The 17,938-nt window shown below is 70.2% G+C and carries 19 protein-coding genes; 6 read left to right on the top strand and 13 right to left on the bottom strand.

The window, feature by feature from the left end:
- The first annotated feature begins 202 nt into the window (after positions 1-202).
- Positions 203-481, top strand: coding sequence for an Asp-tRNA(Asn)/Glu-tRNA(Gln) amidotransferase subunit GatC (gene gatC, locus IEY12_RS01260; RefSeq protein WP_188876959.1), 279 nt, complete (start codon positions 203-205; stop codon positions 479-481).
- Complete coding sequence (gatA, locus tag IEY12_RS01255; RefSeq protein ID WP_188876952.1) at positions 482-1,753, top strand: Asp-tRNA(Asn)/Glu-tRNA(Gln) amidotransferase subunit GatA; 1,272 nt, start codon at positions 482-484, stop codon at positions 1,751-1,753. It begins immediately after the preceding gene.
- Positions 1,754-1,796: 43 nt separating this feature from the next.
- Here the strand turns inward: gatA and IEY12_RS01250 are convergent, their stop codons facing one another.
- The 8 genes from IEY12_RS01250 to IEY12_RS01215 form a co-directional block, all read right to left on the bottom strand.
- Positions 1,797-2,909, bottom strand: coding sequence for a mechanosensitive ion channel family protein (locus tag IEY12_RS01250; protein WP_188876946.1), 1,113 nt, complete (start codon positions 2,907-2,909; stop codon positions 1,797-1,799).
- A 75-nt stretch (positions 2,910-2,984) separates the two neighbouring features.
- Positions 2,985-3,383, bottom strand: a complete 399-nt coding sequence (locus tag IEY12_RS01245) for a helix-turn-helix transcriptional regulator (RefSeq protein WP_188876923.1) — start codon at positions 3,381-3,383, stop codon at positions 2,985-2,987.
- Between the two features lie 72 nt (positions 3,384-3,455).
- Positions 3,456-4,157 carry an NRDE family protein gene (locus IEY12_RS01240; protein WP_188876867.1) on the bottom strand — a complete coding sequence of 234 codons (702 nt, stop codon included), beginning with the start codon at positions 4,155-4,157 and terminating at the stop codon, positions 3,456-3,458.
- 3 nt (positions 4,158-4,160) lie between these two features.
- Positions 4,161-5,654 carry a class I adenylate-forming enzyme family protein gene (locus tag IEY12_RS01235; RefSeq protein WP_188876836.1) on the bottom strand — a complete coding sequence of 498 codons (1,494 nt, stop codon included), beginning with the start codon at positions 5,652-5,654 and terminating at the stop codon, positions 4,161-4,163.
- Positions 5,654-6,673 carry a mandelate racemase/muconate lactonizing enzyme family protein gene (locus tag IEY12_RS01230; protein ID WP_188880327.1) on the bottom strand — a complete coding sequence of 340 codons (1,020 nt, stop codon included), beginning with the start codon at positions 6,671-6,673 and terminating at the stop codon, positions 5,654-5,656. Before IEY12_RS01230 ends, IEY12_RS01235 begins: the two co-directional genes overlap by 1 nt.
- 2 nt (positions 6,674-6,675) lie before the next feature.
- The gene (locus IEY12_RS01225; RefSeq protein ID WP_188876826.1) at positions 6,676-7,611 is read right to left on the bottom strand and encodes a 1,4-dihydroxy-2-naphthoate polyprenyltransferase; all 936 of its coding nucleotides are present in this window, start codon (positions 7,609-7,611) and stop codon (positions 6,676-6,678) included.
- Positions 7,612-7,693: 82 nt separating this feature from the next.
- Positions 7,694-8,797: an AI-2E family transporter gene (locus IEY12_RS01220; protein ID WP_188876808.1), complete on the bottom strand. Its 1,104-nt coding sequence runs from the start codon at positions 8,795-8,797 to the stop codon at positions 7,694-7,696.
- Between the two features lie 51 nt (positions 8,798-8,848).
- The gene (locus tag IEY12_RS01215; protein WP_123076286.1) at positions 8,849-9,148 is read right to left on the bottom strand and encodes a DUF5779 family protein; all 300 of its coding nucleotides are present in this window, start codon (positions 9,146-9,148) and stop codon (positions 8,849-8,851) included.
- Positions 9,149-9,252: 104 nt separating this feature from the next.
- Here IEY12_RS01215 and IEY12_RS01210 point away from each other — a divergent pair, with 104 nt between their 5' ends.
- Positions 9,253-9,402 carry a DUF7557 family protein gene (locus IEY12_RS01210; protein WP_176969860.1) on the top strand — a complete coding sequence of 50 codons (150 nt, stop codon included), beginning with the start codon at positions 9,253-9,255 and terminating at the stop codon, positions 9,400-9,402.
- A 1-nt stretch (position 9,403) separates the two neighbouring features.
- On the opposite strand, the gene IEY12_RS01205 is transcribed toward IEY12_RS01210, so the two are convergent.
- Positions 9,404-9,844, bottom strand: coding sequence for a DUF5799 family protein (locus tag IEY12_RS01205; protein ID WP_188876794.1), 441 nt, complete (start codon positions 9,842-9,844; stop codon positions 9,404-9,406).
- A 55-nt stretch (positions 9,845-9,899) separates the two neighbouring features.
- Positions 9,900-10,298 (bottom strand): OsmC family protein, encoded by a 399-nt coding sequence (locus tag IEY12_RS01200; RefSeq protein ID WP_188876774.1) that lies wholly within the window; start codon positions 10,296-10,298, stop codon positions 9,900-9,902.
- A gap of 127 nt (positions 10,299-10,425) precedes the next feature.
- On the opposite strand from IEY12_RS01200, the gene IEY12_RS01195 reads away from it, so the two are divergent.
- Positions 10,426-11,727, top strand: a complete 1,302-nt coding sequence (locus tag IEY12_RS01195; protein ID WP_188876744.1) for an MFS transporter — start codon at positions 10,426-10,428, stop codon at positions 11,725-11,727.
- Here the strand turns inward: IEY12_RS01195 and IEY12_RS01190 are convergent.
- The 3 genes from IEY12_RS01190 to IEY12_RS01180 all read right to left on the bottom strand — a co-directional run bounded on the left by IEY12_RS01190 (position 11,715) and on the right by IEY12_RS01180 (position 13,117).
- Positions 11,715-12,338 (bottom strand): class I SAM-dependent methyltransferase, encoded by a 624-nt coding sequence (locus IEY12_RS01190; RefSeq protein WP_188876734.1) that lies wholly within the window; start codon positions 12,336-12,338, stop codon positions 11,715-11,717. The two genes, IEY12_RS01195 and IEY12_RS01190, sit on opposite strands and share 13 nt — an antisense overlap.
- Before the next feature lie 63 nt (positions 12,339-12,401).
- Positions 12,402-12,656 carry a DUF5816 domain-containing protein gene (locus IEY12_RS01185; RefSeq protein ID WP_188876732.1) on the bottom strand — a complete coding sequence of 85 codons (255 nt, stop codon included), beginning with the start codon at positions 12,654-12,656 and terminating at the stop codon, positions 12,402-12,404.
- A 56-nt stretch (positions 12,657-12,712) separates the two neighbouring features.
- Complete coding sequence (locus tag IEY12_RS01180; RefSeq protein ID WP_188876730.1) at positions 12,713-13,117, bottom strand: CBS domain-containing protein; 405 nt, start codon at positions 13,115-13,117, stop codon at positions 12,713-12,715.
- Between the two features lie 137 nt (positions 13,118-13,254).
- Here IEY12_RS01180 and IEY12_RS01175 point away from each other — a divergent pair, with 137 nt between their 5' ends.
- A complete protein-coding gene (locus IEY12_RS01175) occupies positions 13,255-15,900 on the top strand; it encodes a type II/IV secretion system ATPase subunit (protein WP_188876728.1) in 2,646 nt (881 codons plus the stop codon).
- On the top strand, positions 15,897-17,936 hold the full coding sequence (locus IEY12_RS01170; RefSeq protein WP_188876726.1) for a type II secretion system F family protein: 2,040 nt from the start codon (positions 15,897-15,899) through the stop codon (positions 17,934-17,936). Before IEY12_RS01175 ends, IEY12_RS01170 begins: the two co-directional genes overlap by 4 nt.
- Positions 17,937-17,938 lie beyond the last annotated feature (2 nt).

Below are 17,938 nucleotides of genomic sequence, written 5' to 3'. Positions count from 1 at the left end.
CGTAGGCCGCATTGCCGTTCCCGTTGCCGGGAAAACGACGATTCACTAGCGTATCGGGCGGACACCGGATAAGCCTGTTGACCGTTCGAGGCGCGTCCTGCCGGCTTTCGCCCTCGTGTGGCGCTCTCGCCGCCGCGTGCGGCGATGGCTCCGACGCGGGGTTCCGAAACGCTTAGACGAGCGCGGGACCGACGAGTCGAGTATGAGCGATTCGGCCGTCGACGCTGATGAGGTCCGGCACGTCGCCGACCTCGCGCGCGTCGACCTCGACGAGGAGGAAGTCGAGCGCTTCGCCGACCAGTTCGCGGGCATCCTCGAGCACTTTGAGGCCCTCGAGGAGGTTCCGGACGTGGCGGCGGAGCCGGAGCTCGTGAACGTCATGCGCCCCGACGACGTCGAGGAGAGCCTCGACCAGGAGGAGGCGCTCGAGAACGCCCCCGAGACCGAGGACGGGTTCTTCAAGGGCCCGAAGGTGTCGTAGATGGGCGCGCACAACGCCTTCATCACCGAGGCGTCCATCGAGGGCGCGTCCGAGGGCGCGCTCGACGGCCGGACGGTCGCCGTCAAGGACAACATCTCCACCGAGGGCGTCGCCACAACCTGCGGCTCCGACATGCTCGCCGACTACGTCCCGCCCTACGACGCCACCGTCGTTTCCCGGCTGAAGGACGCCGGCGCGACCATCGTCGGGAAGGCGAACATGGACGAGTTCGGGATGGGTACCACCACCGAGACGTCGGCGTTCGGCGCGACCACCAACCCCGCCGACGACGAGCGCGTCCCCGGCGGGTCATCCGGCGGGTCCGCCGCCGCCGTCGCCGCCGGCGAAGCCGACCTCGCACTCGGTAGCGATACCGGAGGGTCGGTGCGCTGTCCCGCCGCCTTCTGCGGCGTCGTCGGCATCAAGCCCACCTACGGCCTCGTCTCGCGCTACGGCCTCGTCGCGTACGCGAACAGCCTCGAACAGATCGGCCCGCTGGCCAACAGCGTCGAGGACGCCGCCGCGCTCCTCGACGTCATCGCCGGCCCCGACGAGCACGACGCCACCACGCACGACGCCGGCGCCGACAGCGACTACGCGGGCGCCGCGAACGGCGACGTCGACGGCCTCACCATCGGCGTCCCCACCGAGCTCGTCGAGGGCGCCGACGAGGACGTGAAAGCCACCTTCGAGGACGCCCTGGACGCCTACCGCGACGCCGGTGCCGAGGTCGAGTCGGTCAGCCTCCCCTCCGTCGAGTACGGCGTCGCCGCCTACTACGTCATCGCGATGAGCGAGGCGTCCTCGAACCTCGCGCGCTTCGACGGCGTGCGCTACGGCGAGTCCGGTGGCTTCGAGGGCAACTGGAACGAGTCGTTCGCCGAGACGCGCGCCGAGAACCTCGGCGACGAGGTGAAGCGCCGCATCCTCCTGGGAACCTACGCGCTCTCGGCGGGCTACCACGACAAGTACTACAAGCAGGCTCAGGAGGCCCGCGCGTGGGTCCGACAGGACTTCGAGGAGGCCTTCGAGTCCGTCGACGTCCTCGCGTCGCCGACGATGCCCGTCCTCCCGCCGAAACTCGGCGAGAGCGTCGAGGACCCCCTGCAGATGTACCTCATGGACGCGAACACCGTCCCCGTGAACCTCGCGAATCTCCCCGCCATCAGCGTCCCCGCCGGCGACGTCGACGGCCTCCCGGTCGGCCTCCAACTCGTCGGCCCGAAGTTCGGCGAGGAGCGGATCATCGACGCCGCCGCGCTCCTCGGCTGACGCGCCGCGACGGACGCGCTTTTCCTCGCACCGGTCCGGTTTCTCAGGCCGCGCCCGGCCGCTCCGCGTCGGCCTCGGCGTCGGCGTCCGGCGCGTGAACCGACTCGGCCGCGACGCCGCCCTCGGCGTCGCCCGCCACGTGGAGGACGCGCTGTGGATAGGGTATCTCGACGCCCGCGTCCGTGAAGCGCGCGTACACCTCGCGGTTGAGCGCGTGGACGGTCTTCGCGTCGTGGAGCGGGTGGCGTACCCAGACGAGCAGCTCGTAGTCGAGGCCGGAGTCGCCGAAGCCCCGGAAGCGCACTCGCGGGGAGGGGTTCGCGGCGACGTCACCGACGGCGTCGGCGGCGGCGAGCAGGCAGTCCTCGACGGTGTCGAGGTCGCTCCCGTACGCGACGCCGACGGGGACCTTCACGCGCGTCTTCGCGACGGGCGCGGAGTGGTTGATGATTTGTGCGGAGTTGAGGACCGCGTTCGGGACGGTGACGACGACGTTGTCGCGGGTGAGGAGGCGGGTCGAGCGGATCGTGATGTCGAGGACGGTGCCCGAGACCCCGGAGTCGAGGACGACGTAGTCACCCACTTTGTAGGTGTCGTCGACGTAGAGCGCGATGCTCCCGAAGAAGTTCGCGACGGTGTCCTTCGCCGCGAACCCGACGGCGATGCCGGCGATACCCGCCGAGGCGAGGAGGGGCGTGATGGCGATGCCCCAGACGTGGAGTATCGCACCGCCCGCGACGGCGACCGCCGCGAACGAGAGGAGGTTCTGGAAGATCGGTGCGAACCCCGTCGTGCCGTCGCTCGCGTCGTCGTACGCGCGGAGTGCGCGCGTCGCGAGGCGGGCGACCGCGTACGCCCACACCGCCACGGCGACGGTGAGCGCGCCGCCGTGGAGGTAGTAGGCGACTTCGGCGGGGATCGCGAGGACGTCTGGCGCGACGTACGCGCCCGTCACCGCCACCGTCGCCGGGAGCGGGAGGCGCAACTCGGCGACGAGCGCGTCGTCGACCGCGAAGCGCGTCCCCGCCGCGACCCGCCGCGCCGCTCGCAACCCGAGTTCGCTCACCAGCGCCGCCGCGAGAAAGGACCCACCGACGAGGACCGCGAGCCCGACCGGCCACGCGAATCCGCCGAAGACTGCCGATACCGTACTCATTGCGGCCCGTAGGTGCCCGAGAGCGATAGCTCTTCGCTCGAAGCGGGCGGCGGAGAAGGCGGGCGTCCCGTGTCGTTACTGCTCGGGTTCGGGCTCGGGTCCGGACTCGGACTCGGGGACGACGGGGTCCTCGTAGACGAGATTCATGATCCACTGCGAGAAGGCGTCGCTGCGCGCGTCGACCTCTTCCTCGCCGACGAACGGCGAGAGCATGTCGCCAGCCATCAGCAGCGAGAAGTCGAGGTCCTCCTCCTTGATGACGGGCTTGATGAGGTAGGTGGTGTTGCCGTTGTGGACGGCGTCCTCGCGTTCCACGAGGCCCTTCTCGGCGAGCTTCTTCGCGATGCGGCTCCCCTTGCGCGAGGAGACGTCGAGTTCCTTCCAGAACTCGCTCTGGTAGATGCTCCCCTGCTCGCGGACCAGCTCGAGTGCGTGCTCCTCGTCCTCGGAGAGGTCCCCTGATTCGGCGCTCATACACGGTAGGGCGGCCGCGAGCGGTTTAAAGCTGACCGTCGCGGGCGGTGGCGAGGCCGCCGGATCGCCCCGTCAGTCCCCGCGCGCGAACCCGCCGGCGTCCCGATAGGGCGTCCGACACGGCGGGCCGTCCGCGAACGCGTAGCGGACGCCGCGCGCGCCGACGGTGACGATCGTGGAGGAACGCGTGCCGTAGCCGTGGCCGTGGAGGCAGACGCGCCGGTCGTGGTCGGCGAGCACGCGCTTCGCGCGCCCGCGGAACCCCGCCGCGCTCCGGGGGCGACGCGTCGTGAGCGCGTCGCAGACTCGCTCGCGGCGGCCCTCGGCGTCGGGCGCGCCCGTCGTCGTGGCGACGTGCACACCCGGGTCGAGCGCCTCGACCGAGAGCGCGCCGTCCCACCGGAGCAGGTAGGCGCTCGCGGCGTCCGCGAGCACGAGGTTGAAGCCGGCGTACGCGCGCGATTCGACCTCGCGCTCGACGCGTTCGCGTGCGGCGTCGGCGTCGCCGGCGCGGAGGGCGTCGTCGACGAGCAACCCCCGCGAGCGCTCCCCGTCGAGGTCGCTCCAGCGGTTCGTGACGCCGACGTAGAGTCCCGTGTCGGTGACGCCCGTCCACGTGCCGCCGGCCTCCTCGTCGCGCGGCGCGAGGACGGCGGGGTCGGCGCCGGTGACGGCGGGCGGCGTCGAGGGCCGACCGAGGGCTTCGTCGCGGTTCGCGGCGGCGACGACCGGCGCGTCGTCGTACACCTGCCACGCGACGGCGAGCGTGCACATCGCTCACTCCTCCTCGGAGGCGCGCGCGACGCGCTCGCGGGCGGCGGCGCGGTCCACCGTCCCCGAAGGCGTGCGCGGGAGGGAGTCGACGACGGCGACGGTGCGCGGGCGCTCGAAGCCCGCGAGGCGCTCGGCCCAGTGCGCCGCGAGGGCGTCCCGCGAGAGGTCGGCGTCCGCGTCGGGCACGACGAGCGCGGCGACGCGCTCGCCCCACTCGTCGTCCTTGAGGCCGACGACGGCGACGTCCTCGACGGCGGGATGCTCGCGCGTCGCGTCCGCGACCCGCCCGGGGTCGACGTTCTCGCCGCCCGTGATGATGCGGTCCGAGCGCCGGTTCAGCACGTAGAGGCGGCCGCCCTCGTCGCGGTAGCCGACGTCGCCCGTGCGGAGGCCGTGCGGGCCGAAGGCGTCGGCGTTCGCCTCGGGCGCGTCGTAGTAGCCGGGCGTGATGGTCGGCCCCGACACGCAGAGTTCGCCCGTCTCACCGGCCGGAACGGGGTCGTCGGCGTCGTCGACGACGGTGACGGTCGTCCCGAAGACGGGGCGGCCGACCGTTCCGGGGTTCGCGAACGCCTCGGCGGGGCGCGCGGTGGCGATCTGCGAGGTGGCTTCGGTCATCCCGTAGGAGGGGTGGACGGGGACGCTCGCGCGCTCGCAGGCGGCGACGAGTTCGGCGGGCGTCGGCGCGCCCCCGCAGAGCACGAAGCGGACGTCCGGGAAGTCGCGCTCGGCGCGGAGCATCCGTCGGAGCATCGTCGGGACGACGGAGACGCCCGCGCAGTCGTGCTCGGCGAGCGCGCGGAGGGCGTCGTCGGCGTCGAAGCCGCGCTGGAGGACGCACGTCGTCCCGTAGAGCGCACAGCGCAGGGGGACGGAGAGCCCGCCCATGTGGTACATGGAGAGACAGAGGAGCCAGCGGTCACCGGGGAGGACGCCGAGGGTGAACGCGCTCGCGGTGGCGGCGGAGACGACGTTCCCGAACGTGAGTCGGACGGGCTTCGGGTCGCCGGTGGTGCCGGAGGTGAACATGAGCGCGAGCGTGTCGTCGCGGCCCCACTCGACCGCGTCGACGGCCGATTCGTCCTGTTCGTCGAGGGCGGCGACAGCCGAGCCGTCGGGGTCGTCGACGGTGACGACCGGCGTCGGTCCGGCGGCGTCGAGGGCGTCGTCCTCGGTGTCGGCGTCGCAGACGAGGAGGACGAGGTCGCTGCGCTCGCGCTGGAACCGCAGTTCGGCGGGCGCGAGCCGTGCGTTCAACGGGACGAGGACCGCGCCGAGGCGCTGGAGGGCGAACGCGAGGCGGACGAACGCGGGGCGCGTCTCCATGAGGACGCCGACGTGGTCGCCCCGCTCGACGCCGAGTGCGGCGAGGCGACCGGCGGTCGTCTCGACGGCGGCGTCGAGTTCCGCGTACGTCCACTCGCGGCCGCGGCCGTCGTCGACGAGCGCGGGGGTGTCCGGGGACGCCCGCGCCCGCGTGGCGAGGATGTCGCGCATCACTCTCGGGGAGGGGCGGGGACGCCATTGCCCTTTCCCTGTGGGACGCGGACGCGTCCCGACTCGACGGGCGCGGGATCGGCCGCGAGGTCGGCTTCGAGCGCGTCGGCGGTGGCGAGCCCGCACGCGCGGAGCGGCGCGAGCGCGGCGGCGACGTGGACGGCGGCAGTGCGGGCGTGGACGGCGTCGTAGGTCGTCGTGACGATGGGGTCGACGCCCGCGTCGCGTGCTCGGCGGCCGGCGGCCACCGCCCGGTCGGGGCCGCCACACGCCATCGGCTTCAGGACGACGGCGTCCGCGGCGTCGGCGTCGAGCACCGCCCCGAGGCCGCACGCGGCGACCGATTCGTCCAGCGCGACGTCGACACCGCGCCCACGCAGCGCCGCGTGCCCCGCCAGATCGGCGGCGTCGAGCGGTTGTTCGACGAGCGCGACGTCGAGCCCCTCGAAAATACCGAGGGCGCGCGCTCCCTCCGCCCGCGTCCACGCTTCGTTGGCGTCGACGCGGAGCGTTACGTCGGGCGCGGCGTCGCGGACGGCTCTGAGGCGCTCGATATCGGCGTCGAGAGCGCGTACGCCGACCTTCACTTTCACGCAGCGGAAGCCGGCATCGACGGCCGCGCGGACGCGTTCGGCCGTCCCCTCGGGCGGGGCGTCGCCGACGGTCGCGTTCACCGGCACCGACTCGACGGCTCCGTCGCCGCCGAGGGCGCGGTAGAGCGGGACGCCGCGCTCGCGGGCGTCCGCGTCGAGGTCGGCGAGCGCGACGGCGTGGCGCGCGGCGGGCGTGCCGTCGAGGGAGCGGCGCGCGTCCGTGGGGGACGCATCGCCGTCGAGGGAGCGGAGCGCGTCGCGACACGCGTCGTACGACTCGGTCCAGTCGGGGAGCGGTGCGGCCTCGCCGACCCCCCGAACGCCGTCGCGCTCGACGGTGACGAGGAAGCCCCGACGCTCCGAAATCGTGCCGTGTGCGGTCGCGAGCGGCGTGGCGAGGGCGAGGGCGTAGGGGTCGACGCGCACGCTCACAGCGCGAGGCCGACGGCGAGGAGCGCGGAGTAGAGCGCGAGCGTCTGGCCGGTGCGCGTGAGCGCGGGGTCGAGGTGGTCGGCGTCGTCGTGGCGGAGCACCGTCCGCGTCACGGTGACGGCGAGCGGGAGCGAGGCGAGCGGGAGGAGCGCCGCGAGCCCGAAGCCCGGCCGCGTGAGGAACCAGACGGGGACGGCGTAGGCGAGCGCGTAGAGCGCGACGTACTCGACGCGCGTCCACGTCCGTCCGACGCGGACGGCGAGCGTGCGCTTGCCGGCCTTTTCGTCGGTGTCGACGTCGCGGAGGTTGTTCACGACGAGGATGTTCGTGGAGATGGCGGCGACGCCGACGGACGCGACGACGGCGACGAGCGGGACGGTGCCCGGCGGCGGCGTCAGCGGGAGCGCGGGCGCGTACGCGGCGGCCTGTACGTAGACGGTCCCGACGACGGCGACGACGCCGAAGAACAGGAAGACGAAGACGTCGCCGAGGCCGTGGTAGCCGAAGGGGAAGGGGCCGCCCGTGTAGGCGATGCCGGCGGCGATGCTCGCGAGGCCGACGACGACGATGGGGAGACCGCCGACGTAGACGAGGTAGCAGCCGACGACGATTGCCGCGAGGAAGGCGAGGTACATCGCGCGCTTCACCGACGCGGGATCGATGAGGCCGGCCTGCGTGACGCGCGTGAACCCCTCGCGCTCGTCGGTGTCCGCGCCCTTCATCGCGTCGTAGTAGTCGTTCGCGAAGTTCGCGCCGATCTGGATCAGGAGCGCGCCGACGAGCGCGGCGAGCGCCGGCAGGTGCGCGAACACGCCCTCGGCGAGCGCCACGCCGACGCCGACGACGACGGGCGCGACGCCGGCGGGGAACGTGTGCGGTCGCATGGCCATCAGCCACGCTTTCCGCCGTGAAACGTCCGCTACGTCACTCATACCCGATGGTTCGTGGGCGAGCGCAAAAAGGTGGGCGAAACCGGGGCCGGGGGTGTGGGCGCGTCGGCGACGGCGCGCGCCCTCAGAACTCGTCGAGGCGCCGCTGGTTCGCCGCGAAGCCGGGTTCGGGGTCGGCGTCCGCGCCGAGCAGGCGCGGGAGCGCGGTGTGCGCGAACGTCAACCCGACGACGAGCGCGATGGGCGCGAAGAAGAGCCCGTAGAACCCGAGGACGACCGGCCCGAGGGTGTACGCGAGCATCAGGAGGCCGACGTGGGTGTTCTCGCCGCTGAGGATCGGGCGCAGGAGGAGGTCGGGGATGGTGTCGACGACGACGACTGCGACCGCGAGGAAGCCCGCGACGTAGACGAGGAGCGAGGTGTCGCCGCCGAGGAGGACGGGGAGCGCGGCGACGAGCGCGGCGGGCACGTAGACGATCTTCATCCCGACGACGGGGACGAGGCTCGCGATTCCGGTGAGCGTGCCGACGAGCGTCGGATACGGCACCTCGACGGGCGCGGGCGCGACGGCGTTGTACGCTTGGAACGCGGTGATGGCGATGAGCGCGATGGCGATGACGTTCAGGAGGTTGCCGAAGAGGACGGCTTCGAGTTCCTCGTCGACGGCTTCGAGGTACTCGCGGAGGATGGCGTCGTCGTCGAAGCGCAGGAGCCACGCCCGGATGCGGTCGCCGTCCACGAGGAGGTAGTAGGTGACGATGATGACGATGAAGAGGTTGAGGAAGAAGTTCGAGACGAGCGACGTCAGGAAGGACGCGTGCGCGGACGCGAACTCGATGAAGGGGTCGAGGTCGCCGGCCTGATACGCCGCGTAGAGGCCGTGCGGGGTGAACTCGGGGATCTTCTCGACGCCGCCGAACCACGCGAGGTTCTGGGAGGCGAGTTCGACGAGCGCGTACTGGGCGGCGAAGTGGCGCGCCTCGACGGCGAGGAGGACGACCGCGTAACTGACGAGGAGGACGAGCGGGACGGCGAGCGAGGCGAGGACGACGACTGCGCGCACGCGCGAGGGGAGGTGGAGTCGGCGGAGTGACTTGTGGTAGCGCCGCGTCGAGTAGTAGAGGAAGACGGAGACGGTGAGCGGGGCGACGAACTGGTAGGCGAGGGCGCCGAGGACGACGGCGACGAGGAGGCCGAAGCAGGCGACGACGAGTCGCTTCTCGTTCATGTCCGCGACGTCGCGGCGGCGAACAGTAAAGCTACGGCTCCGCCGGGGCGCTCAGAGCCGCGAGGTGTCGAGCGAGACCCCGGCGGGCGCGGCGACGAGGAACCCACGGAAATGCATCAGCGTCGCGCCCGCGTCCTTCGCGGGGCCGGCGAATCCGGCGGCGCGCTCGTTCAGCTCGCCGTGGACGGCGAGGACGAGCACCTTCCCGGCGGCGAGTTCCTCGAGCCACTCCTCGTCGGGCGTCTCGCCGTCGAGCACGCCGAGGACGACGCCCTCGACGCCGTCCGCCGCCTCCCACTCGTCGATCTGCTCCTCGGCGTTCCGCAGGTCGAGACTGAACCCGTCGCTCATACGCCTGCTCGCGCGGCCACGGGCATCAATGCTTCGCGGGCGGTCCGCGCCGCCGCCGTCGCGCGGCCCCGCGATTTATCACCCTCGGACGCCTCCCACCGGGTATGCCGAAAGTCCACTTCGACGAGGCGACCATCGAGCGCCTCGACGACCTCCGGACCGAGGACCAGTCCTACGACGAGATCGTCAACGAACTCATCGACATCTACGAGGCCGAAGAACTCACCATCTTCCACGGCGGCGACGTCGAGTAATCTACTCCTCGGTGTTCGCGGCGACGCGACAGACTTCCTGCCACCGCTCGTTCTCCTTGAGTCGCTCCTGTAGCTGGTCGGCGTACTCCTGGACGAGTTCCTCCGCTTCCTCGTAGCGTTCGTCGCGGCCGCCGAAGCCGAGCGCGCGCTTGATGCCGCCGAGGAACCCCTCGCCGGAGGACGTGCTGCCGGCGCCGCCCGCGCCCATCGACGCCATCTGTTTCTCCACGTTGTCGATCTCGCTCATCACCTGCGGGAGTTTCCCGGTGTCCGCGACGAGTCGCGCCGACTCGGCGTCCTCGGGTTGCTCGATGTGGAACTCGGTCGCCGTCATGATGAGTCCCCACTGCTGGCGCGAGAACGAAGATGCCTCCACTTGCTCACCGAACTCGTCGTCGATGCTCATACGCTCGCCGACGACGCGGTCCTTCCAGTCTGCCATACTCCACGGTAGGGCCGTGGGTGGTTTGTCTCTTGCCCTGCGGTGACCGCTCCCCTCAGACGGCGTCGCCTTCGGAGGTGATTTCGGCGTGGAGTCCCTCGCGGAGCGCGGAGTGGACGTGGCAGATCTCCGTCCCGCGCTCGGTTATCTCGGCGAGGTCGTCGTCCTCGATGGCGGCCTCGACGCGGACGTGGAAGCGGATGGCTTCGAGGTCGTCGTCCGCGTCGAGGTCGCCCTCGACGTCGATTTCGACGCGCCCGAGGTCGTCGTGGCCGCGCTGCTTGGCGGCGACGCGGAGCGCGGGCACGTAGCAGGAGGCGTAGTCCGCGAGGAGCACGCCGTTCGGGTTCGGGCCGGCCTCGTCGGTGGCGTCGACGGTGAGTTGGAAGTCGCCGACGCGGGACTTCGTGACGTAGCCGGCCTCCGAGACGCTGGTGACTTCGAGGTCCGTCATGTCGTCCGTGTCGACTCGCGCCGCCCGCCTAAACGTTCCCCCCGCGTCGCCGCGTCCGGGCGGGCGCGTCGGCCGTCGGCCGGTGGGCGGGAAACGCTCTTGGCGGACGCCCGTGAGGGTACACCCAATGTCCGACGAGGAGCGCGTCGACCCGCTCGCACCGTTCAGACAGGTGGCGTCGCTCCCGCGCGACGTGCTCGTGCTCTCCGTGGCGATGTTCGCGTTCAGCCTCGCGTTCCAGATGACGGGCCGCTACGTCCCCGAGTACCTCCGCGTGCTCGGCGCGGGCGCGGGCGTCATCGGGCTCTACGGGAGCCTCGGCAACCTCATCAGCGCGCTCTATCCGTATCCGGGCGGCGCGCTCTCGGACCGCCTCGGCTCGCGGCGCGCGCTCACCGCCTTCGGCTTCTGCTCCGCGCTCGGCTTCCTCCTCTGGTTGCTCGCGCCGGCGCTCGGGCGGCTCTCGCTCGGCACGTTCGCGCTCCCGGTGTGGACGTGGTTGTTCGTCGGACTCCTGCTGACGCAGGCGTGGAAGTCCTTCGGGCTGGGCGCGACGTTCGCGGTCGTGAAACAACGCACCGCGCCCGGAGAGCTCGCGGCCGGGTTCGCGAGCACGGAGACGTTCCGGCGAATCGGCTTCCTCCTCGGTCCGCTGCTCGCCGCCGGCCTGCTCGCGCTCGCCGTCGACTTCGAGACCGGCTTCCGGTGGGTGCTCGCCGTCGCCGTCGCCGTCGCCGTCGTCGGGACGCTCGTCCAGCACGTCTACTACGACGCGAGCGGCGACAGCATCGGGAAGCCCTTCGAGGGGGTGGGGCAGGTGCTCGCGGACCTCCGCGCGCTCCCCGCCGAACTCCGGCCGCTCCTCGTCGCGGACGTCCTCGTCCGGTTCGCGAACGGGATGGCGTACGTCTTCTTCGTCGTCGTCGTCACCGACTACCTCGACGTCGGGGTTCGCGCGTTCGGCGTCTCGCTCTCCCCGGCGGCGTTCTTCGGCGTGCTCCTCGGCGTCGAGATGTTGGTGGCGCTCGTCGCGATGCTCCCGGTGTCCCGGTTCGCCGAACGCGTCGGCCTCAAACCCGTCATCACGCTCGGGTTCGCCGTCTACGCCCTCTTCCCCGTGATGCTCATCAACGCGCCCGCCGACGCGTGGGTGCTCGTCGCGCTCTTCGCGTTCTCCGGCCTGCGTTTCGCGGGCCTCCCCGCGCACAAAGCGATGATCGTCGGGCCCGCCGCGGCGGACGAGGGCGGGCGCGTCACGGGCTCGTACTACCTCGTCCGGAACGTCATCGGCATCCCGAGCGCGGCGCTCGGCGGCGCCATCTACGCCAGTGACCCGGTGCTCGCGTTCACGCTCGCGTCCGCGGTCGGCGTCTGCGGCGTCGGCTACTACGCGTTGCGCGGCGTCGAGTTCGACGCCTATGCGGGCTGACGCCGGAGGCCCGCGACGTACGCGGGGTTCCGACTCCACCGCCGCTCGAACGCCGTTTCGGCGACGAACTCGACCGTCCAGCCGTCGCGCCGGCGCTCGAAGCGCTCGCGGAGCTCGTCGGGCGAGACGCCGTACGTCGCGCTCGGGTCACGGCGCGCGTCCCCGAGGAGGGAGTACCACCTGCCGGGGCGCAGGACGCGTTCGAGGCCGGCGACGAAGCGGTCGCGCTCGGCGTCGCCGAGGACGTGGAACATCGCGGAGTCGACGACCGTCTCGAAGGCGAAGCCCGCGTCGGCGAGCGCCGGGAGGCGGAGGGCGTCCCACGCGAGGAACTGCGCGGGGACGCGGCGCCAGCGCGCCTTCTCGCGGGCCTGCGCCACGGCGCGCGCGGAGAGGTCGATACCGAGGACGTCGAGGCCGCGACGGGCGAGGAAGAGCGCGAGTTCGCCGGTGCCACAGCCGACGTCGAGGACGGGCCCGCGGACGAGGCCGGCCTCGGCGAGACGGACGAACGGCCGCTGCGGGCGGCCGATGTCCCAGTTCGGTACGCCCGCGTAGGCGGCGTCGTAGACGTGCGTGAGCGGGCGGCTCGGTGCGTCGGGGACGCTCACCGTCCCCTCCGGCGACGTGTCGTGGTCACCCCGGTGCTTCGGGCGCGCGTGCCGTAGGGCTTCCTACAGGTAGCCGGCGTCCCAGCTCGTGGGCTTGCGCCGGTTCCCGCAGCCCCGGCACTCGACGCGACCCATCGTGTCCATGGTCGTGTCGCTCCCGCCGCAGTTCGTGCAGAGCCAGCCGTAGCGGACGCGGCGCTCGGGGTCGCGGTAGAGCGCGACGAACGGCCCGTGCGAGCCGTCCGTGGAGTCCTCCGGGTCGACGTACGCCGATTCGCCGTCCTCCGTCGTCACCGGTCTGAGTGCGCTCGTTGCCATACCACACGCTATGTGATGCGTTACCAAAAACCTAGGGTCGGTGGACGACCGTCTACTTACTCGGCGTCGTGCTCGTCGAGCGTCGAGACGTAGGACGTGAGGTCGGTCGTCGTCACCATCCCGATGACGTGGTCGTCCTCGTCGACCACCGGCATGTGGTGGATGCGCTCCTCGACGAGGCGCGCCGCGACGTCCACGACGAGGTCCTGGGCGCCCGCCGTCTCGACGTCGCGCGTCATGAACTCGGAGACGGTCGAGTTGTCTTTCGGCTGGCGCTCGGCGACGATGCGGACGAAGTCCGTCGTCGTGAGGATTCCCAGCAGTTCGTCCTCGTCGTCGACGACGACCACCGAACCGATGTCCTCCGAGAGCATCTTCTGTGCGGCCTCCTCGACCGACGTCTCCGGGGAGACGGTCGTGACGCCGGCGGACATCACACGAGCGATGAAAACGTCATCCATACACGTACGAGCGGGCGCGAGCGGTTAAGAACTGACGAAGTGGCACAGCCGTCCGCTATCTCGGCCGCCGGCGGCGACGTATCGACGCTCGACTCGGCCACAAGTGTTTTTCAGACTGCTGTGCGAATCAGGGGACGATGTCCACGGACCAAGCCGACGACGCCGCCGGGGACGCCGAGCAACCGGCCGACCCGGAGGGCGTCGACGGCGCGTCCTCCGCGACGCCCGAGGCCGACGCCCCCGAGAGCGAGCCCGAGGAAACGGGGCCGGCGGTCGTCAAGGGCGAGTACACGTGGGAGGACTTCAAGGACGAGTACTACTACGACGAGGAGGGCGAGCCGCCGACCGACGACGAGGAGAACGTCGTCCCGTTCGACCCCGAGGAGTACCTCGGCTTCGACCCCGACGACCTCCCGGGATTCCTCTCGCGCGGCGGCGAAATCGCCGACACCGGCGACGACGTCGTCGAGGAACGCACCCTCGACCTCTCCTACGAGGACGAGGACGAGTTCTTCAGCGACGTGCACGGGACCACCACGATGGCGAACCGCTACGACCTCGAGAAGGAGGTCGCACTCGAGAAGAAGTCCCACTTCGCCGAGGTCGAGCGCTACTGGGTGAACAAGCCCTACGCGTTCGTCGTCATCTTCCACTCCGATAAGGAGAACGAGATGAAGTACTACCTCGTCGAGCCCTACCAGAACCAACTGGAGGACGACCTCCAGGAGTTCCTGACCGGGAAGCTACGCACCGCGATCAAGTACGCGAGCGACGACGTCGCCGCCGAGGGGAGCGAGCGCGAGCGCCGCGACGTCATCGAGCGCGAGACCCGCGAACTCCTCGAGCGCTACGACATCTACAGCGGCGACGTTCGTGGTGAGGTGTCGTTCGTCGACCAACTCCGGCAGGCCGTCGAGCAGTTCACCGGCGAGGGCGAGGGCGAAGCGGGGGCGAGCGAGGAGTCGACGACCGACCGACTCGACGGTATCGCCGCCCGCCCCGAACCCGCCGTCCTCGAGGAGGACGCGCAGACGCTCACGCAGTATCAGGTCGAGAAGCTCCTCTACTACCTCAAGCGCGACTTCATCGGCTACGAGCGCATCGACGGCATCAAGCACGACGTGAACGTCGAGGACATCTCCTGTGACGGCTACGAGTCCCCGGTGTTCGCGTATCACTCCGACTACGAGCAGCTCATCACGAACGTCTACCACGGCACGCAGAGCCTCGACGACTTCGTCGTGAAACTCGCCCAGCGCTCCGGGAAGGGGATTTCGAAACGCCAGCCGCAGGTGGACGCGACGCTCCCGGACGGTTCGCGCGCACAGCTCACGCTCGGCCGCGAAGTGTCCGACCACGGGACGAACTACACCATCCGCCAGTTCAAGGACGTCCCCTTCACGCCGGTCGACCTCATCAACTGGAAGACGTTCTCCCTCGAGGAGATGGCGTACCTCTGGCTCTGCATCGAGAACAACAAGAGCCTCATCTTCGCGGGCGGCACCGCGTCGGGGAAGACGACGAGCCTGAACGCCGTCTCGCTGTTCATCCCGAGCAACGCGAAGATCGTCTCCATCGAGGACACCCGCGAGGTCGAACTCCCCCAGCGCAACTGGGTGGCGTCCGTCACGCGCCCGAGTTTCGGCGAGGACGAGAAGGGCGACATCGACGAGTTCGACCTGCTGGAGGCCGCGCTCCGCCAGCGCCCCGACTACATCGTCATGGGCGAGGTGCGCGGCGAGGAGGGCCGCACCCTCTTTCAGGTCATGTCCACCGGTCACACGACGTACACGACGTTCCACGCGGACAACGTCAGCGAGGTCCTCAAGCGCTTCACGACCGCGCCCATCAACGTCTCGAAGACGCTGTTCACCGCGCTCGACCTCGTCTCCATCCAGTCCTCGACGCGCGTACAGGGCAAGAAGGTGCGTCGGAACCGGAGCATCACGGAGATCAACCGCTACGACGCCGAGAACGACGAGATCAACGTCAGCGACGTCTTCCAGTGGGAGCCCGAGGGCGACGAGTTCCGCCAGCTCACCGAGTCGAACACGCTCGACGAGATACAGTTCGACCGGGGGTGGTCGCGCGAGACGCTCCAGCGCGAGCTCTTCGAGCGCCGCGTCGTCCTCGCCTACCTCATCCGGAACGGCCTGAACGAGTACACGCAGGTCGCCGCGACCCTCCAGGCGTACATCGCCGACCCGGACACCATCCTGACGCTGATAGCGAACGACGCCCTCGAGGAGAGCCTCGCCGACCTGCGCGGGATGGAGTCCGTCCTCATCGACGTCGACCCGGAGAAGGAGGCGATGGTGCCCCGCCCCGACCCCACCGAGGACGTCTACGAGGAGGCGATCGACCTCCTCCAGCGCGCCGAGGACGACCTCTTCAAGGAGTATCGCGGCGAGGAGGCGCCCGACATCAGCTTCGCGTTGACGGCGGCCGCACAGGAGGCCGCCGACGCCGACGTCGTCGTCGACGAGACCGGCGAGACGCCGACCATCGAGGAGGTCTACGCCGAGGCCACCGAAGGCGCGGGCGAAGAAGCGCCCGACGAGACGGACGAGGAGACGGCGGGAACCGAAGAGGTGGCCGAAGGCGAAGAGGCGAGCGCGGAGACGGACGCGGGCGAGGCGGCAGACGCGAGCACGGAGGCGACCACCGAGGACGCGACGGGAGCAGCGGAGGACGAGGAGCCGACCGGAGAGACGGACGAGGAACCGACCGGGGAGACGGACGAGGAGGCCGACACGGAGACGGGTGACGAGGGAGCGGAATGAGCCTCGAGAACGAGTCCGCGTTCGGCTCCGGCGACCTCCTCGCACAGGCCTTCTATCCGGTCTTCCAGTGGCTCTTCGACGACTCGAGCGACTTCGTCGCGGACGTCGAGACGAAGCTCGCGGAAGCGCGTCGTGACGAGACCGTCGAGTTGTTCCTCTCGCGCGCGCTCGGCGTCGGCGTCATCGTCGGGCTCGCCCTCTGGGCGCTCGGGACGCTCGCCGGGTGGGCGCTCTTCGCGACCGGCGTCATCCCGACCGAGGACCTCGTCGGCCTCTACATCCCGAGTCAGGCCGTCGCGGACTTCCTGGACCTCATCAAGGTCCCCGCGCTCGTCCTCGTCACCGGGCTCTTCTTCGGCACCATCGGGTTCGCCGCCGGCTTCGGCGGCCTCGTCGGCATCCCGTACATGACCGCCGGCGAGCGCAAACGTGAGATCAACATGCTCCTCCCGGACGCTGTCGCGTTCATGTACGCCCTCTCGATGGGCGGCATGAACCAGCTCGAAATCCTCGAAGCGATGGCGAAAGCCGACGACACCTACGGCGAGGTCGCACTCGAGTTCCGGAGCATCGTCCAAGAGACGCAGTACTTCGACACCGATTACCGGACGGCGGTGCGAAACCGCTCGCTCGAGACGCCGTCGGACGAACTCAGCCAGTTCCTCACCGACATGCTCTCCATCGTCAACTCCGGTGGGGACATGACGAGCTTCCTCTCCGACAAGAAGGACAAGCACATGCGGACGGCGAAACAGCAACAGGAGCTCACGCTCGACACGCTCGAGCTCTTCGGCGAGATGTTCATGACGCTCTCGCTGTTCCCGCTCCTGCTCATCATCATCCTCGTCATCATGAGCATGCTCGGCCAATCACAGGACCGCCTCCTCTACGGGACGGTCTACGCGCTCATCCCGCTCGTCGGCGTCGGCTTCCTCGTCCTCGTCTCCACCGTGAAGGAGGACGAACCCGGCGACGGCTACCTCCGCCTGCAGGACGGCGAGGGCGGCGAGGAGACGACGAGTCGCGAACCCGGCCTCCTCAACCTCGGCCTCATCGAGCGCTTCAAGGACGGCGGCGCGCTCTTCGCGCGCATCTACGACCGCGAAGGCACGCACGAGGCGAAGTGGGTGTTCACGCATCCCCACCTCTTCTTCAAGCGCCACCCGCTCTACACGCTCGGCCTCACCGTCCCCGTCTCCGTCGTCGTCCTCGCGCTCGCCGTCTCCGCCGGCACCGCGCCGACGACGCTGCAGGGGATGCAGGAGCGGGCCATCGCCGGCACGTTCGTCTGGGTGTACGTCCCGATGTACCTCGTCTTCCTCCCGCTCGCCGTGTTCCGCGAGTGGAACGAGCGCTCGCGCCACCGCATCACGAACAAGCTCTCCGACGACCTCCGCAAGCTCTCCTCCGCGAACGACACCGGCCTCACACTCCTCGAATCCATCAAGACCGTCTCCGACACGTCGTCGGGGAAGCTCAGCGAGGAGTTCAAGATCGTCTACGCGAAGGTGAATTACGGGACGAGCCTGCGCGACGCGCTCGTCGAGTTCAACAACAAGTACCACATTCCGCGCCTCGCGCGCACCGTCAAGCTCGTCAGCAAGGCCCAAGAAGCCTCCTCACAGATATCCGCCGTACTGACGACGGCCGCGCAGGCCTCCGAGAACCAGGACGACATCGAGCGCGAGCGCAAGTCGCGCACCCGGATGCAGGTCGTCATCATCATGATGACCTACCTCACCCTGCTCGCCGTCATGGCGATTCTGAAGGTGCGTTTCCTCGACGTGATGGCGGGCCTCGCCTCGCAGGCGAGCGGGGGCGGCGGGGCGGCCTCGCAGGCGGGCGGTGGGAGCATGAGCTTCGGCGGGGGCATCGACACCCAGAAGCTGAACATGATGTTCTTCCACGCCGTCACCATTCAGGGCGTCCTCTCGGGGTTCATCGCCGGCTACATCCGCGACGCCGACCTCCTCAGCGGCGTGAAGTTCGCCGTCATCCTCCCGACGGTCGCGCTCGTCGTCTTCACCTTCATCTAGAG

The organism is Halarchaeum grantii, assembly GCF_014647455.2.
GTDB classification, from domain to species: Archaea; Halobacteriota; Halobacteria; order Halobacteriales; family Halobacteriaceae; genus Halarchaeum; species Halarchaeum grantii.
Note: the sequence above shows the minus strand (reverse complement) of the source record. Positions and strands in the feature narration are given on the sequence as shown.

What these genes read in the sequence shown, in the direction of transcription:
- IEY12_RS01180 (WP_188876730.1), bottom strand. Translation starts at nt 13,117, where the DNA reads ATGGATGACGTTTTCATCGCTCGTGTGATGTCCGCCGGCGTCACGACC.
- IEY12_RS01215 (WP_123076286.1), bottom strand. Translation starts at nt 9,148, where the DNA reads ATGAGCGACGGGTTCAGTCTCGACCTGCGGAACGCCGAGGAGCAGATC.
- IEY12_RS01235 (WP_188876836.1), bottom strand. Translation starts at nt 5,654, where the DNA reads ATGCGCGACATCCTCGCCACGCGGGCGCGGGCGTCCCCGGACACCCCC.
- IEY12_RS01200 (WP_188876774.1), bottom strand. Translation starts at nt 10,298, where the DNA reads ATGACGGACCTCGAAGTCACCAGCGTCTCGGAGGCCGGCTACGTCACG.
- IEY12_RS01175 (WP_188876728.1), top strand. Translation starts at nt 13,255, where the DNA reads ATGTCCACGGACCAAGCCGACGACGCCGCCGGGGACGCCGAGCAACCG.
- IEY12_RS01225 (WP_188876826.1), bottom strand. Translation starts at nt 7,611, where the DNA reads ATGAGTGACGTAGCGGACGTTTCACGGCGGAAAGCGTGGCTGATGGCC.
- IEY12_RS01220 (WP_188876808.1), bottom strand. Translation starts at nt 8,797, where the DNA reads ATGAACGAGAAGCGACTCGTCGTCGCCTGCTTCGGCCTCCTCGTCGCC.
- IEY12_RS01205 (WP_188876794.1), bottom strand. Translation starts at nt 9,844, where the DNA reads ATGGCAGACTGGAAGGACCGCGTCGTCGGCGAGCGTATGAGCATCGAC.
- IEY12_RS01170 (WP_188876726.1), top strand. Translation starts at nt 15,897, where the DNA reads ATGAGCCTCGAGAACGAGTCCGCGTTCGGCTCCGGCGACCTCCTCGCA.
- IEY12_RS01185 (WP_188876732.1), bottom strand. Translation starts at nt 12,656, where the DNA reads ATGGCAACGAGCGCACTCAGACCGGTGACGACGGAGGACGGCGAATCG.
- IEY12_RS01240 (WP_188876867.1), bottom strand. Translation starts at nt 4,157, where the DNA reads ATGTGCACGCTCGCCGTCGCGTGGCAGGTGTACGACGACGCGCCGGTC.
- gatA (WP_188876952.1), top strand. Translation starts at nt 482, where the DNA reads ATGGGCGCGCACAACGCCTTCATCACCGAGGCGTCCATCGAGGGCGCG.
- IEY12_RS01250 (WP_188876946.1), bottom strand. Translation starts at nt 2,909, where the DNA reads ATGAGTACGGTATCGGCAGTCTTCGGCGGATTCGCGTGGCCGGTCGGG.
- IEY12_RS01245 (WP_188876923.1), bottom strand. Translation starts at nt 3,383, where the DNA reads ATGAGCGCCGAATCAGGGGACCTCTCCGAGGACGAGGAGCACGCACTC.
- IEY12_RS01195 (WP_188876744.1), top strand. Translation starts at nt 10,426, where the DNA reads ATGTCCGACGAGGAGCGCGTCGACCCGCTCGCACCGTTCAGACAGGTG.
- gatC (WP_188876959.1), top strand. Translation starts at nt 203, where the DNA reads ATGAGCGATTCGGCCGTCGACGCTGATGAGGTCCGGCACGTCGCCGAC.
- IEY12_RS01210 (WP_176969860.1), top strand. Translation starts at nt 9,253, where the DNA reads ATGCCGAAAGTCCACTTCGACGAGGCGACCATCGAGCGCCTCGACGAC.